This is a genomic window from Providencia sneebia DSM 19967, assembly GCF_000314895.2.
Taxonomy (GTDB): Bacteria; Pseudomonadota; Gammaproteobacteria; order Enterobacterales; family Enterobacteriaceae; genus Providencia; species Providencia sneebia.
Map to the genome: position 1 here is coordinate 2,739,217 of NZ_CM001773.1, position 15,641 is coordinate 2,754,857.

Consider the following 15,641-nt stretch of genomic DNA (forward strand, 5'->3'; position numbering starts at 1 on the left):
CCAACTCATGAAGAGCATTTCATATCGCGGTTTTTATTTAGATAATAGATAAAGCTTAAGATGATAGAACTAAAAACAGCTAAAAAATCAATCAATATGTAGTGTGTAAAAAACACTCAGTTTAATCACGATATACATAATAATATTTCTTATTTAGCTGTAATGTTTATTTAGATAGTATGAGTTCCTTCATTAAGAACCGCTTCATCACTTGCTGGTGCTACAGCATAAGGGATCTTCTTATTTTCAATAGCACTAAATACGGTCAAAACGAAATCCTTTTGTTCATCAGCATTTTTATACAACCAATACTGAATGTCTGGTAAGCGCGGTAAACCATCAGATTCGCTTAAAATACGTAAGTCTGTATTTTGCATTTCCATTGGTCGCGCAGTAACACCAACTTCTGCATTCACAGCTGCTCTAACCGCTGGAAGTGAAGCGGCTTCATAAGCAATATGCCATGTTAGACCTGCATCATCCAACGCGTCAGTACTGAGTTTGCGATATGGATTAGTTTCATCCATCACAACCAGCGGGATCGGCTCATTTGGGCGCAGCTGGAAATCAGGCGCGCTATGCCACAATACTGGCACCGTTCTCAATGCTGTTTTTGGATGGTGATTAATACGCGCAGTTGTCAAAGCTAAATCAATTTCATGATTATCTAACATTGACTCAATATGTTGTGCGCGCTTAATACGTACCTCAACAGCAAGACGTGGAAATACAGACGCAATACGGTTCAATAAGAATGGTAGCAAAATATCAACCGTATCATCAGAAGCACCAATCCTTAATTCACCTTCCGCATCATTATAAGTTAATGAAGCAGTCGCATCGTCGTTCGCACGTAAGATTTGTCTTGCATAACCTAACAATTGTAAACCATGTGCAGTGAGTAATTTATTACGTCCATGACGCGCAAATAACTCACGACCAACTAATTGTTCTAAACGCTGCATTTGTTGGCTAACAGCGGATTGAGTTCGACATACTGCGGCGGCAGCGGCGGCAAAGGTATTCAGATCGGCAACAGCAACAAACGTACGTAGCAAGTCGAGATCTAGGTTCATTATTGGACGATTGGAATTTATCATCATTAATTCTCTTATATAATTTTATAGTACCTGGTGTTCCTGTTCTCCTCCTTGAGATCAGCTGCTTTAATAACTTGAATATCTTAAATTGTGCATCTACTCCTTAGATGAACATTAACGACTTTTATCTAATCGAAAAAAAACAATCAGCGATATTTATTATTACACAAGGTTTTTATCCCATTAGTTACATAATATCTATACCAATTGAGCTTATTCTAATAAAAGAAATTTTACACATTTGCCCGAGTGCAGAAAGTATCAGTTCAGGTTAGGCTGCAATATAAACCGCCAATCTGTTGAATACCTAAAAATAACTATCTGTTTAAGGCGATTTCTAAATACTAACATATTTAGTGTAATTGAAATTATTTTAATGTAAGTACATTGAAACATTCTATATTGATGCTCTTAATTAGATTGATTTTCAATATATTAGATAAATTCCCTTTTTTCTTTGCATCTATCTTCTCATTAAAATAATCAATATTACTAACAAAAAAGCTGGATTTTATCTAAAATAATTGAATATCTATGTAATTTTATTTCTATTTTATGATATACATTCTTATTTTCTTCATAGAAATTACAAAATGATACAATCTTTTTAATGTATCCTAGTATTATAGTTAAATTAACTTTCTCGCCAAAAGCCGCTTATTTACCGATATATAATTCCATTTTTATTGTAAAACTTGAAATTATAACCCACCCTATGTGATACCTAAAGTCATCAAACAACAATTTACTGTATAAATCAACCTTTTACACCAAAAATTATCTTCTATCTTCAAAAGCTTTCGAGGTAGGAGTACAGTTGTAGCCAATATTACAGAAAACTTCTTAGGGTATAAAAACAACAAATAGAAGTGTATCTGATGCATAAAAATCTAAGTAATGTCCGTAGCAAGCTCTATCGCCCTATTTTAAATGTGGATCATCACCTTTGAAATATGACTAGATTGCCGGAGCCACCCTACTGAACGTCCCAATTAGGGAAATGAGAGAAAGAATGAACGAAATTAAAAAATCCAATAAGCTTGATAACGTCTGCTATGACATTCGTGGTCCTGTGTTGAAAGAAGCAAAACGCTTAGAAGAAGAAGGAAACAAAGTTCTCAAGCTAAACATTGGTAATCCGGCACCATTTGGCTTTGAAGCCCCAGATGAAATTCTGGTCGATGTGCTACGTAATTTACCAAGCTCTCAAGGCTATTGTGATTCAAAAGGGTTATATTCAGCACGTAAAGCGATAGTTCAGCATTATCAAGCACGTAATATTCATGAAATGACTGTGGAAGATGTTTATATTGGTAATGGCGTTTCTGAGCTGATCGTTCAAGCAATGCAAGCTTTACTCAATAATGGCGATGAAATGCTCGTCCCTGCACCTGATTATCCTTTATGGACAGCCGCCGTTTCTTTATCTGGTGGTAATGCTGTTCATTATATCTGTGATGAGCAACAAGGATGGATGCCTGATATTGATGATATCCGCAAAAAGATCACACCAAGAACACGTGGTATTGTCATTATTAACCCAAATAACCCAACTGGCGCGGTATACAGTAAAGAATTGCTTCTTGAGATCGTTGAACTCGCTCGTCAAAATGATCTGATTATTTTTGCGGACGAAATTTACGACAAGATTCTATATGATGATGCAGTTCACCATTCAATTGCTGCGCTTGCACCTGATTTACTCACAGTCACTTTTAATGGTTTATCAAAAACCTACCGCGTAGCAGGTTTTCGTCAAGGTTGGATGGCATTAAATGGCCCCAAAAAACAAGCCAAAAGCTATATTGAAGGGCTAGAAATGCTAGCGTCTATGCGTTTATGCGCTAACGTTCCTATGCAACATGCTATTCAAACTGCGTTAGGTGGTTATCAAAGTATCAGTGAATTTATTCAACCTGGTGGCAGACTTTATGAACAACGCGAACGTGCGTGGAATTTAATTAATCAAATTCCGGGAGTCTCTTGTGTAAAACCACAAGGTGCGCTGTATATGTTCCCGAAAATTGATATTAAACGTTTTAACATTCATGATGACCAGAAAATGATCTTAGACTTACTTCTTCAAGAAAAAGTGCTGCTCGTCCAAGGCACAGCCTTTAATTGGCCTGAGCCTGACCACTTCCGGATTGTAACATTGCCGTATGCCGATGACCTTGAAATGGCAATTAATAAATTCGGCCGTTTCCTTGAAAATTACCATCAATAAATTTTTAAAACGAAATTTTTAATTGTAAAATAGTAAAAATCCCCTCAAAAGAGGGGATCTTCAATTGCTTATAGCTCAATATTTATTATTAGAAATTAAATACTCTTACTATAAGATATTTTTTTGTGTTGCCTAATAACAAATGCTTCTCATTCAAAAGCGTAATTATGTTATTTTCATATCTTCTATCTTAAAATGACATTTTTATATTTATCAAATTTCAATAATCAAAGAATAGAAATAACATAAACAGCTGCTAAGAAAAATAACAGTAAAATAATTGGAAAGTATTTCATAATGCCCCTTACTATTAAGTATCCACAATAATATTTTTATTATAAGTTTTTATACTAACACTTCAATCAATAATTAACATTACAAATAAAACTCTATTTTAGATAATCAATTAAGGATAAATTAAATTACTCCTCTTTCTAATTTTAGAATTTAATTAATAATAGTTTTTATTAACAATGGATTATTATCAGTTAGTAAAAAAGAAGGAAAAATAATCAAGAATAAATTAAGGCTCTGTTAAATTCAGTAACTAATCATTTTATTCTTTCTATACTATCTTAATTGCACAGTAAACAGATTCTATATAGCAATATAAATGTGAATCTATAATAAAATACGCCTTTATTAAGCTAATTTAAGCATTAATATTCCTCTATTATTTTATCTATTATTTTATCTATTTTTAATACTTACACATGGCAAAGAATATCAATAAGCCGTTATTTGCTATACAATACAGGCTCATGTAATCGCAAATACGAGGATTTATGAGCTATTTTTTCGCGCATCTCGCTAGAATGAAACTCATCCATCGCTGGCCTTTAATGCGAAATGTTCGCACTGAGAATGTTTCGGAACACAGTTTACAAGTTGCTATGGTTGCCCATGCCCTCGCCATTATCAAAAACCGCAAATTTTCGGGTAATGTAAATGCAGAACGGATTGCCTTGTTAGCCATGTACCATGATGCCAGTGAAGTGATTACAGGTGATCTACCCACACCAATTAAATATCACAATCCACAAATCGCTCATGAATATAAAAAAATAGAACGATTTGCCCAACAAAAACTGCTAGATATGCTCCCTGAAGAACTACAAGAGGATTTTAAATCGCTTGTGGTAGAAGAGTTTCAATCTGATGAAGAACATTTCATCGTTAAGCAAGCCGATTCATTATGTGCTTATTTAAAATGCTTAGAAGAGTTATCCGCAGGAAATAGTGAATTTAAATTGGCTAAAAAACGCTTAGAAAAAATTCTTGGGGAGAGGAAAAGCCCTGAGATGGATTATTTTATGCGCACCTTTGTTCCTGGATTTACCCTTTCATTAGATGAAATAAGTAATTAACTAAATGTAGGAATGTACTCGCATTCCTACCACTAATTCTTCTTCTTATAATTTTATAAACTAGAAAATAACTTTATAAAGTGGAATCTTTTGTTCTGCTACAAGTTATTTTCATTATGATGAAACTTCAATTAATTCTGTGTTATATCCTGATGAGTGAGTAAAGACCACATATAACGATTTTGCATCACCATTAACACCTAAGATAATCTGATTATCATCGTAGTATGCAATAGAGCAATAAAAATTATCCTTTGTTCGGTATATTTTCCCACTTTCAGTTTTAATCACTACATTCCAATAGTCATAAGAATCTATAATACGTTGCTCATATACAATTTGAAAATGTTGTTCTGCTACTGTTTTATCTGGTACATCCTCAAGTAATTTATATGTCTGAAGCCTTTTTGTTTTATCTATAAAACCTTTAACGTAATGAGTGATTTCTACGGAGTGTAACGCTTCCCCCCAATAATTTTCAAAGACACAATATGCGTAACGACTATATGGATTCTGTATATATTGCTCGTTCATAAAAATTTCTCTAATAAGTTAATGAGAAATTACACTATCAAGAAAATTCTGGACTACAAAAATGATTAAATATCACTATTCTAATATTTAATAGGTAATACATTTATAAAAGAACCCTAATTTGTTAGGGTTCTATCTTCACAGTGGTGATTTTAGAATGGGAATAGGATAGGAACGACGGCAACACTGATAAGCATGACGATAATGGTAAACGGCACACCCATTTTTAGGAAATCTGCAAACTTATATCCACCAGGACCTAATACTAACGTATTCACAGGTGATGAAACGGGTGTCATGAATGCTGCTGATGCGGCAATACCAACAATCATTGCAAATGGCAGTGGTGATACGTCCATTTGTCGCGCGGCTGCAATCGCAATTGGTGCCATTAATACCGCTGTTGCTGTATTTGAAATAAATAAACCAATTGATGCACAGAGTATAAATAAGCATAACAACATGACATGAGGCCCCATATCCCCAGCGATTTTCATTAATGCATCAACCGCCAGTGCAATCCCTCCCGTTTCTTGCAAGGCAATAGCAAAGGGCATCATCCCAACAATTAAAATAATACTCGGCCAGTGAATTGATTTATAAGCACTTTCCATATCAATACAACGGAATTTACCCATTAATAAACAGGCAATTAAAGCCGCAATAAAGTTAGGAATTTCATTCGTCACCATTAAAGCAACCATCAACGCCAAACAAAATAATGCATGTGGTGCCTGTGAAGCCGCAGGGGCAACGGCTTCCACTTCGGCGGCAAGGTTCAACACAATAAAATTACGCGGCTTAGTTGATAAAATACGGATCAACTTCCAATCACCGATAACTAATAGAATATCTCCAAGTCGCAAAGGTTCATCAACTAGCTTACCTGCAAGTGCTTTCCCTTCACGGCGAATACCGACTACGTTTAGCCCATAGCGCGTACGGAATTTAATATCCCGCAGACTTTTACCGAGTAATTCTGAATCAGGGTTCATGGAGACTTCCGCCATTCCCACATCTCGGGATTGGTCGGAAAAATAGTCTCCACGCAAGATCATAGGCTCTAATTTTTGTTCAAAACAAAATTGACGTAATTCATCATCGCTCACGGAAATATCAATTAATAACACATCTCGTTCTCTTAATTCCGTTCCCCCGGTTGCACTCACCATCACACGGCGAAATTTACGCCAGCGCTCAATTCCCACCACGTTAGCTTCATAACGCGAACGCAGATGTAACTCTTCAAGTGAATGACCAATTAAAGGTGAGCCTTTACGAATAGCAAGACGACGGGCACGGCCAGCGAGTTTATAGTCACGGATTAAATCACGGAAAGTTCTCTGATAACGGTCTGGTTGATTACCCATCTCGCTACTTCCTAGCCAGCGACGAGCAATCCACATATAAGCAATCCCTGCAACTAAAATCAGAATACCAATTGGTGTGATAGAGAAAAATTGGAAAGCTTGAATGCCTTCTCTGACAAGCTCACTATTGACGACCATGTTTGGCGGCGTCGCCACTAACGTCATCATGCCACTAATTAATCCCGCAAAGCCTAACGGCATCATTAAGCGCCCAGGCGATATTTTCATTCGCGCAGCAACACTTAATACGACAGGAATAAAGATAGCAACCACGCCAGTTGAACTCATGAAAGCCCCGAGTCCAGCCACCGTGATCATCAGGAAAACTAACATTTTACTTTCACTACTGCCGGCGACCCTAACTAACCAGTCACCCATCTGATAAGCAATTCCGGTTCGTACTAAACCATCACCTATCACAAATAATGCCGCTATCAGTAAAACGTTAGGATCTGCAAAACCGGATGTTGCTTGTTCTAATGTTAACGTATCACTTAAAACAAACGCGACAATAACTAATAATGCCACAACATCCATACGTATTTTGTTTGTCGTAAACAAAATAACAGCGATTAACAATAGGCTTAACACCCACAGCAATTCTCCGTTCAAAACATCCCCTTTTGACGAAAAAAAAGACCGTTAATATTTACCTTAGTTAATCATGTTTTATAGATGATTTCTTTGATTTAATCCTAATTAACCATTTTTCGGCACGAAAAGTGTAAAAAACCCATTTTCATCAGGGCCTGAAACAGAAACCTGCTCTAATGAGTGCACGATAATATGAATTTCTTCTCTTCTTGCCATCTCTTCAGGCGCATGGACAGCAATTACCTGACAACCTGCATCCAAAGCAGAATAGATACCTGCTTGCGCATCCTCAAAAGCAACACACTCTTTCGGATCTAATTGCAATGTTTTTGCCCCGAGTAAGAACGGCTCAGGATCAGGTTTACCTTTCGTGACTTTTTCAAAAGTGACCCAATGTTTTGGTTCAGGTAAGTTAGCCGCTTTCTGGCGACCATGTGCAATAGGCACAGTTCCAGATGTCACTATGGCCCAAGGCACATCTAATTCATTTAAACGATTAAGTAATGCAATTGCACCGGGCAGTGCAATGACACCTTCTGTGTCCGTTGCTTCCATATTTTCTAGCCAGCGAAAACGCGCCATAATCTCGTCTTCACTGGCTGATGGCATAAAGTGACGTAAGCTCGTCAACGCAGGTTTCCCATGAATAAAATGAATGATTTCTTCAGGATCTATACCCATTTCTTGACCAAATAGGCACCAGCAACGTTCAACAACAGCGAGTGAATCCGCTAAAGTACCATCAAGATCAAATAGAAAACCTTTTGCCTTAAGCTCCACGCTCACTCCTTAGTAAAAATAACTATGCATTGAAGATTTGATTTATTTCAACAGCGGACAAGTGATATTGACGAGGACATGCTCGCCAAATACCCAACATACGCACATATTTATCCCACATTGGCGTTTGAGAATTAAACCCGTGAGTACCGCTGTCAAAATGAGTATAGCGGCCTTCAGTATTCACCATAAAACGCACATAGCTTAAATAACGCGCTTCCGTTGCCGCATCAAAACCCAGAAATTGTACACGACGAGCATCAATACCTTGCTTGTCTGCCATGTTTTCATAAGACACCTGCAATGCATGATACATTTCCATAATATCAATAATTGTCCGGCAAGTGCCCTCACTTAATTCCCCGAAGTCTCTATCAAGTTCACGAAGCTGTAGGCCAAAACCACGCTCAATGATGGTTTGTAAACGGCGATAGCGATCACCATTCTCAGGATCAAGCATTGTCATCATTTTGTACTGATTAGATAAAATCAGGCGTTGCGCATTTGTCATTTCCATCATAGTCTCCTGCGGAAAAATTTTATTGCATCTTCGCATTCAACTTTCATGATGAATAGTGAAAACATCACTTTTATTGATCTAAACAACCTTTTTGTGTGACTTGTTGTTAATTCGAACTTTTAACTTAAATATCATCCATAAATGACTTATCTAATTGCTTAAATGCGCGTTTAAGGAGTTGGGCTAACGCCATATAATTCGGTTGTTGCTCGACGGGCGCCATCGCAATCCCAGCTTGCACAAATTTTTCTCGGATTTCATAAAACCAACTAAGCAATCCTTGAGGTAGTGGCGTAGAGGCTCTCTTACCTAACCACCATAAACCTTGCATCGGCAAGCTACAGGCAAATAGTGCTGTTGCAACTGCTGGACCTAAATCCCCACCCAAAGCAATTTGCCAAGCAAGTGTAAAAATGGCGATTGGCGGCATAAAACGGATACCAAAGCGCGTTGCTTTGATCATCCTTAGTTCAGGAAATATTGGAGAAAGTTTTTTCTCCAATGGAAAAGTTTTTAGATACAAATTCCCCAATCTAAACCGCTTAAAAAATCCTGGCGGGGAGGTTTGTAATGTACTCATTAATAGTTTCCTATATTTATTAATTCAGCAATATGATTCATTAGTACTTTATCTATTAACTAGCATTTGTTATGCATTCATAGAATCTGTTCTGTGTTTACATAGTACCAATGCATTCATTTTTTATAAAATCATCTAAGCTTAATGATTATGTTAGACAGGCAGCAGAAGGTAAATTTGCATAAAATGCGTATTTCATAAAAAGCATATGATTTCAATCAATCAATTTCGCCATTTCTAAAAAAAACATACAAAATATAAAATTTTTTAGTAGAATTAGCCGCATTTAGCATAGCGATGAAATTTCATCGTTTTGTTTCCTTAAGCCTGTTGCTTCTTGTTAACAGCATTTATATTAGATTGGGGTTTTAAACGTTATTTCAACACCAATGGCTAAGTCCTTTTGTATTTCACTTAGTGCAATTATACGATTAACATTATTTTTCTAAAACCCGATTAAATTTTAGTTTACCGATATCTTCATGTTTTTAACTTAATCATGATATCAATCATGAAATATCAGGGGTTAAATACGCTAGGCTTCTAGCGGTTAATCATTATTTACGAAGTCTTTATCTGCAAATTTGCGTTAGAAGACTCCACAACAACAATTAACGATAGGTATTTCCATGTCAAGTAAGCTGGTACTGGTTCTAAACTGCGGTAGCTCCTCACTGAAATTCGCCATCATCGACCCTACAAATGGCGATGAATATTTATCTGGTTTAGCTGAGTGCTTTAATCTGCCTGAAGCCCGTATTAAGTGGAAGATGGATGGTGCTAAACATGAAGCGCAACTTGGTGCAGGCGCGGCTCACAGTGAAGCATTATATTTCATTGTTAACACTATTCTTGCAGCGAAACCAGAATTGTCTGCACAAATAGGTTCTATTGGACACCGTATTGTTCACGGTGGAGAGAAATTCACCTCTTCTGTTTTGATTACTGATGATGTTATTCGTGGTATTGAAGCAGCTATCCCATTTGCTCCACTGCACAATCCAGCTCACTTGATTGGTATTGAGGAAGCAAGAAAAGAATTCCCACATTTAGTGAACAAAAACGTTGCTGTATTTGACACTGCTTTCCATACCACTATGCCAGAAGAAGCTTATCTATATGCTCTGCCATATGATCTTTATGAAAAACATGGCATTCGTCGTTATGGCGCACATGGCACAAGCCACTTCTATGTTTCTCGTGAAGCCGCTAAAAAACTCAACAAACCTGTTGAAGAACTGAACGTTATCACTTGCCACTTAGGTAATGGTGGTTCTGTTACTGCGATTGTTAATGGTGAATGTGTTGATACTTCTATGGGCTTAACCCCACTAGAAGGTTTGGTCATGGGAACTCGTAGTGGTGATATCGACCCTGCAATTATTTTCCATCTGCATGATTCACTCGGCATGAGTGTTGATCAAATCAACAAAATGTTAACCAAAGAATCTGGTCTTCTTGGTTTAACTGGCGTGACTAGTGACTGCCGTTATGTTGAAGATAACTATGACACCAAAGCTGATGCTAAACGTGCAATGGATGTTTTCTGTCACCGCCTAGCAAAATATGTTGGTGCATACGGCGCATTGATGGAAGGCCGTCTCGATGCAATCATCTTTACAGGTGGTATTGGCGAAAACTCAGCGCACGTTCGCGAATTAACACTGAAAAAACTCGCACTACTTGGTTTTGAATGTGACAACGAACGCAACTTAGCCGCTCGTTTTGGCAAAGAAGGTCTTATCACAACTGATAACAGCCGCCCTGCACTCGTTATCCCAACTAATGAAGAATTAGTGATTGCCCAAGATGCAGCTCGCTTGACAGCATAAAAGATCTTACCGCCAGCCTTATGCTGGCGGTACTATTTTGTTATTAGAGTAACCGATAAAAAGAGGTTCCCGTGTCTCGTACAATTATGTTAATACCTACTGGCACAAGCGTTGGTTTAACCAGCGTCAGCTTAGGTGTCGTTCGCTCAATGGAACAAAAAGGTGTCCAATTAAGCGTATTTAAGCCTATCGCTCAGCCACGTATTTCCGGTAACAAAGATCAAACTACCACTGTTTTACGCTCCCACTCCAGCATCACCAAAATCGTCGAACCATTAGAAATGGAATATGTTGAGTCACTCTTGACCTCTTCAAAAAAAGACGTATTGATGGAAGAAATTGTTGCTCGTTATCATGAGCAAACAAAAAATGCAGAAGTTGTACTGATTGAAGGTTTAGTGCCAACTCGCAAGCACTCTTTTGCTCAATCACTAAACTATGATATTGCTAAAACTTTAGGTGCAGAGATTGTTTTTGTTACTGCTCCAGGCAATAGCTCTATTTCACAAGTTCGTGAACGTTTAGAGCTGGTCCGTAATGAATTTGGCGGGCCACGTAATAAAAATATTATTGGCGTGATCGTCAATAAAGTGAATGCGCCTGTTGATGAACAAGGTCGTACTCGCCCTGACTTATCTGAAATTTTTGATGAGTCAACTAAAGCGACAATTGCGAATATCACACCTAAAGATCTAGAGTGCCTAAGCCTTCCTGTGCTGGCTTCTATTCCTTGGAACTTTGATTTAATCGCAACTCGTGCCATTGATATGGCAAAACATTTGAATGCAGAAATTATTAACGAAGGTGAAATTAATACTCGCCGCGTTAAATCCGTCACTTTTTGTGCACGCAGCATTCCTCATATGCTTGAACATTTCCGTCCAGGCTCATTGCTGGTCACTTCAGCAGACCGCCCTGACGTATTAGTTTCTGCTTCTTTAGCCGCAATGAACGGCGTTGAAATTGGTGCAATCCTATTAACAGGTGGCTACCATATTGATGCACCTATCCGCAAACTTTGCGAACAAGCATTTGAAACTGGCTTACCCGTCTTTATGGTAAGCAGCAATACTTGGCAAACCTCATTGAATCTGCAAAGCTTCAGCCTCGAAGTTCCTGCTGATGACCATGAACGCATTGAAAAAATTCAAAACTATGTTGCTCGCCATATTAGCAGCAGCTGGATTGAATCTCTCGTTGCTGATTCAGAACGCCCTAACCGTTTGTCACCACCAGCATTCCGTTATCAATTAACAGAACTTGCTCGTAAAGCAGGTAAACGTATTGTTCTACCTGAAGGTGATGAGCCACGTACAGTTAAAGCTGCATCTATCTGTGCTGAACGCGGTATCGCAACTTGTGTGCTGTTAGGTAACCCAGACGATATTCGTCGTGTAGCTTCTGCACAAGGTATTGAACTTGGTACGGGTATTGAAATTGTTGACCCAATAAAAGTTCGCGAAGAATATGTTGCACGTCTTGTTGAATTACGTAAGAGCAAAGGCATGACAGAAGTTGTTGCTCGTGAACAACTTGAAGATAACGTGGTTCTTGGTACGTTAATGCTAGAAAAAGGTGAAGTTGATGGCCTAGTATCGGGTGCGGTACATACAACCGCAAATACTATCCGTCCACCTTTACAGCTGATTAAAACTGCACCAGGTAGCTCATTAGTTTCTTCAGTATTCTTTATGCTGCTTCCTGAGCAAGTCTTTGTTTATGGTGACTGTGCGATTAACCCAGATCCAACAGCTGAGCAACTGTCTGAAATTGCTATCCAATCAGCGGATTCAGCGAAAGCATTTGGTATTGATCCACGCGTTGCGATGATCTCTTACTCTACCGGTAACTCTGGTGCAGGTAGTGATGTTGAGAAAGTACGTGAAGCAACACGTTTAGCACAAGAAAAACGCCCTGACTTAATCATCGATGGTCCTTTGCAATATGATGCTGCGGTAATGGCTGATGTTGCTAAATCTAAAGCACCAAATTCACCAGTTGCTGGTAAAGCTACTGTGTTCATTTTCCCTGACTTGAACACCGGTAATACCACTTATAAAGCAGTACAGCGTTCAGCAGACTTAGTTTCTATCGGACCAATGCTGCAAGGTATGCGTAAACCAGTTAACGATTTATCTCGTGGCGCATTAGTTGATGATATCGTTTACACCGTTGCTCTAACTGCAATTCAAGCAGCTCAAAACGACAACGCGTAATCTTAGCTTTATCGTCACCTAAAAATAAATTATGCCAATCGATATTTATCGGTTGGCATTTTTATTTATTAGCCCAGCATATTTAATATCATATAGTTACGTTGAACTAATCTGTAAAAAACACCACTGAAGCCTATGATGATAAAAATAGACTTCGAGTGATGGTTTTAATTGCTTAGACCTTATCCATTTATATTTTCATTAGTTAGATATCGTCATATTGAGCCACATCCGACTTGTTTTTAAGACTGTTTCAGAAAATCATCATCCAGTACCCAAAGTGGCTCTATATCGCTATCTTTTTTGATAACCAATGAGGGATCAGATCTCAAACATGCTCCGCCATAATGCCCACCAACAGTAAACGTGCACACCTGAATATAACGATCTGCAATATTTGGTAGTAGCCATAATTCTTGGTAGATATTTTCTTGTTGATGAAACTTACCAGAAGTCTGATCTAAAATTTCATCTTGTCCATCAACTAAATTGATATTCGCCCCACAACGCCCAGCTATTGGTTTTATTGCATAACCTGTTTGGCGTAACTCATCATTAATTGTAAAACTGGTATCCAAAAGATAAGGATGATGCGGAAATAGTGACCACAGTATTGGTAAGATAGCTTTATTGCTTGGAATAACCGTCCACAATGGTTCAAACACACAAATTTCAGGTTTTAGTAAAACATCAATTAACCTTACATCATTACTTTCCAATTGGCCTGTGCATATTTGTAATGTTGAGGATTCATAATCACCACCACATTCCTGACGAATTTGTTCAAGTGCCGTTTCCCAAGCCCAAGTTTTCCAAACACACTCTAATACTCTGCCTTCACTATCAATGACTTGCCCTGTTTCATTCCAAATCAGTTCATCTAACCCATGGATTATTTTACATTCAAAACCCGCTTCAATAATGGCATGAGCCATAAATTGTGAATGATAATCTTCTTCACTATCAACATCCTGCATGATATGAATAAACGGTTTCGCCGTTGAATGTTTCCATGAGTTAGCCAGTAATTCTGTTAAGTAGCGGCTAGAATCTCTGCCTTTTTCAAGTTGGCCAACTTTCGCCCATTTATTAATAATTAATCCAGCTTCAGTATGGCATGAAGCTGAATCCGCATTATATTCATAAACTTTTAAGCCTCGTTCATCTAAACAAAAATCGAGTCTTCCGGTGATCATATCATGACGACGGTTTTTCCATGATAAACGAATACGCGGCCATAATACTTTTGGAATATCAAATAATTCTAACAACTCATCACTTTTTAATACCTTCTCTGTAGCATGCAGGTACATAAGATGGACTTCATTTGTCGCTTGTATTAATTGATTCTCAGCTGTACTAGAAATAGTAAAATATTCGTGAGGATCTTTATTTAAGTTGCAGCCATGATTAGCTTGGATATACGCTTTTTCAATTAGATTAGATTCATCTAACCATGTCTGGCTAAAATCAACCCGATTATCTAATCGTTCCGCATGAATTTGCAGTAATTCAGGATTAATACTGGGTTCAGAATAAGCATATTCATCATTTTCAGTTTGTAGCATCCAACCTAGAATATTGGTATCGGCAAATGTATCAACAATGGTGTAATTGCCCTCTTCATAATTCAGAGGTAATTCCCGTGTCCATTGCTGACCAATAGGCAATTTATGATGAATCACGTTTTGTTCAGCAATACGAATTTTGTCATCGAAGACTTGTGTAATGACAGCAATATGACCTGTTTTACTAAATTCGCCTGCTTCAGCCCAAATTAATAACCCTCCTTCAACTGGTTTTGCTTGGCTACCATTTAGGAACGCTTTTAAAGGTAATAATTCATCATCGACAACTCTGCGTAAAAAGCGCAAACAGAAAATTTCGTAAGCCATGCCAACATCAGTAAAAACAACACCATGATTGAGATATAAAAAGCGGCGGGCAAACTCGACACATTGCCACTTATATCCCATGTATTCATTACCAATATAACTACGAAAAGAAAAATCATTCTCTTTTTCAACGTCTGATAATGAATCATAATCTGATGAATAGATTGCAACGCCGCCAGGTGCATATCCTAGTAATGCACCAAAAGGCTCATATTCATAATCCTTCAAAGTCATATCTTGGCTCCATTTTGCTAAATCGACATCGGCTATCTTTCTAGTTTACGCCTATCAACGATAAAAAATATCTATTTCAGTGCTATCTCATCAATAAAATATTGAATTAATATTTAAGATAATTAATTTTTATTACGGAAAGGTAAATAGGAAGTAAAACTGACAATATAGAATAAATCAAATAGAGTAAATCAAAAGTATTTTATTGCATTGCTATAAAATAAAAACAGTAATTATTATATTTTCTTATCATATAACTAAAAAGATTAGATATACAAACCTGCTGATATATAACAATTTTAATTCTATTTATTAAAGATATTAAAATTAATATAAAAACATTTGATAATATGCTTTAATATTATTTAAGACTATTTATCATGCTCTATTTT

The 15,641-nt window shown here is 37.4% G+C and carries 11 protein-coding genes; 4 read left to right on the top strand and 7 right to left on the bottom strand.

The features are described from left to right. Positions 1 to 170: 170 nt before the first annotated feature. Positions 171 to 1,100: a LysR family transcriptional regulator gene (locus tag OO7_RS11425; RefSeq protein WP_008916087.1), complete on the bottom strand. Its 930-nt coding sequence runs from the start codon at positions 1,098 to 1,100 to the stop codon at positions 171 to 173. 1,012 nt (positions 1,101 to 2,112) lie between these two features. On the opposite strand from OO7_RS11425, the gene OO7_RS11430 reads away from it, so the two are divergent. Next, entirely contained in the window at positions 2,113 to 3,327 is a 1,215-nt protein-coding gene (locus tag OO7_RS11430) for a pyridoxal phosphate-dependent aminotransferase (protein ID WP_008916088.1), read from the top strand. 785 nt (positions 3,328 to 4,112) lie between these two features. Beyond that, positions 4,113 to 4,694: a 5'-deoxynucleotidase gene (yfbR, locus tag OO7_RS11435; protein WP_008916089.1), complete on the top strand. Its 582-nt coding sequence runs from the start codon at positions 4,113 to 4,115 to the stop codon at positions 4,692 to 4,694. A 114-nt stretch (positions 4,695 to 4,808) separates the two neighbouring features. Here yfbR and OO7_RS11440 read toward each other — a convergent pair whose 3' ends face one another. From OO7_RS11440 to yfbV, 5 genes are all read right to left on the bottom strand, one after another. Next, positions 4,809 to 5,228 carry a hypothetical protein gene (locus tag OO7_RS11440; RefSeq protein WP_008916090.1) on the bottom strand — a complete coding sequence of 140 codons (420 nt, stop codon included), beginning with the start codon at positions 5,226 to 5,228 and terminating at the stop codon, positions 4,809 to 4,811. Between the two features lie 152 nt (positions 5,229 to 5,380). Beyond that, on the bottom strand, positions 5,381 to 7,210 hold the full coding sequence (locus OO7_RS11445; protein ID WP_008916091.1) for an SLC13 family permease: 1,830 nt from the start codon (positions 7,208 to 7,210) through the stop codon (positions 5,381 to 5,383). Positions 7,211 to 7,297: 87 nt separating this feature from the next. Then, positions 7,298 to 7,972, bottom strand: a complete 675-nt coding sequence (locus tag OO7_RS11450; protein ID WP_008916092.1) for a sugar phosphatase — start codon at positions 7,970 to 7,972, stop codon at positions 7,298 to 7,300. Between the two features lie 22 nt (positions 7,973 to 7,994). After that, entirely contained in the window at positions 7,995 to 8,489 is a 495-nt protein-coding gene (locus OO7_RS11455; protein WP_008916093.1) for a YfbU family protein, read from the bottom strand. 127 nt (positions 8,490 to 8,616) lie between these two features. Beyond that, on the bottom strand, positions 8,617 to 9,072 hold the full coding sequence (gene yfbV, locus OO7_RS11460) for a terminus macrodomain insulation protein YfbV (protein WP_008916094.1): 456 nt from the start codon (positions 9,070 to 9,072) through the stop codon (positions 8,617 to 8,619). A 629-nt stretch (positions 9,073 to 9,701) separates the two neighbouring features. On the opposite strand from yfbV, the gene ackA reads away from it, so the two are divergent. Both ackA and pta read left to right on the top strand, forming a co-directional pair. After that, entirely contained in the window at positions 9,702 to 10,904 is a 1,203-nt protein-coding gene (gene ackA, locus OO7_RS11465) for an acetate kinase (RefSeq protein WP_008916095.1), read from the top strand. Between the two features lie 86 nt (positions 10,905 to 10,990). Further along, a complete protein-coding gene (gene pta / locus OO7_RS11470; protein WP_201764256.1) occupies positions 10,991 to 13,120 on the top strand; it encodes a phosphate acetyltransferase in 2,130 nt (709 codons plus the stop codon). Positions 13,121 to 13,362: 242 nt separating this feature from the next. Here the strand turns inward: pta and gss are convergent, their stop codons facing one another. Then, on the bottom strand, positions 13,363 to 15,249 hold the full coding sequence (gene gss, locus OO7_RS11475; protein WP_008916097.1) for a bifunctional glutathionylspermidine amidase/synthase: 1,887 nt from the start codon (positions 15,247 to 15,249) through the stop codon (positions 13,363 to 13,365). Positions 15,250 to 15,641 lie beyond the last annotated feature (392 nt).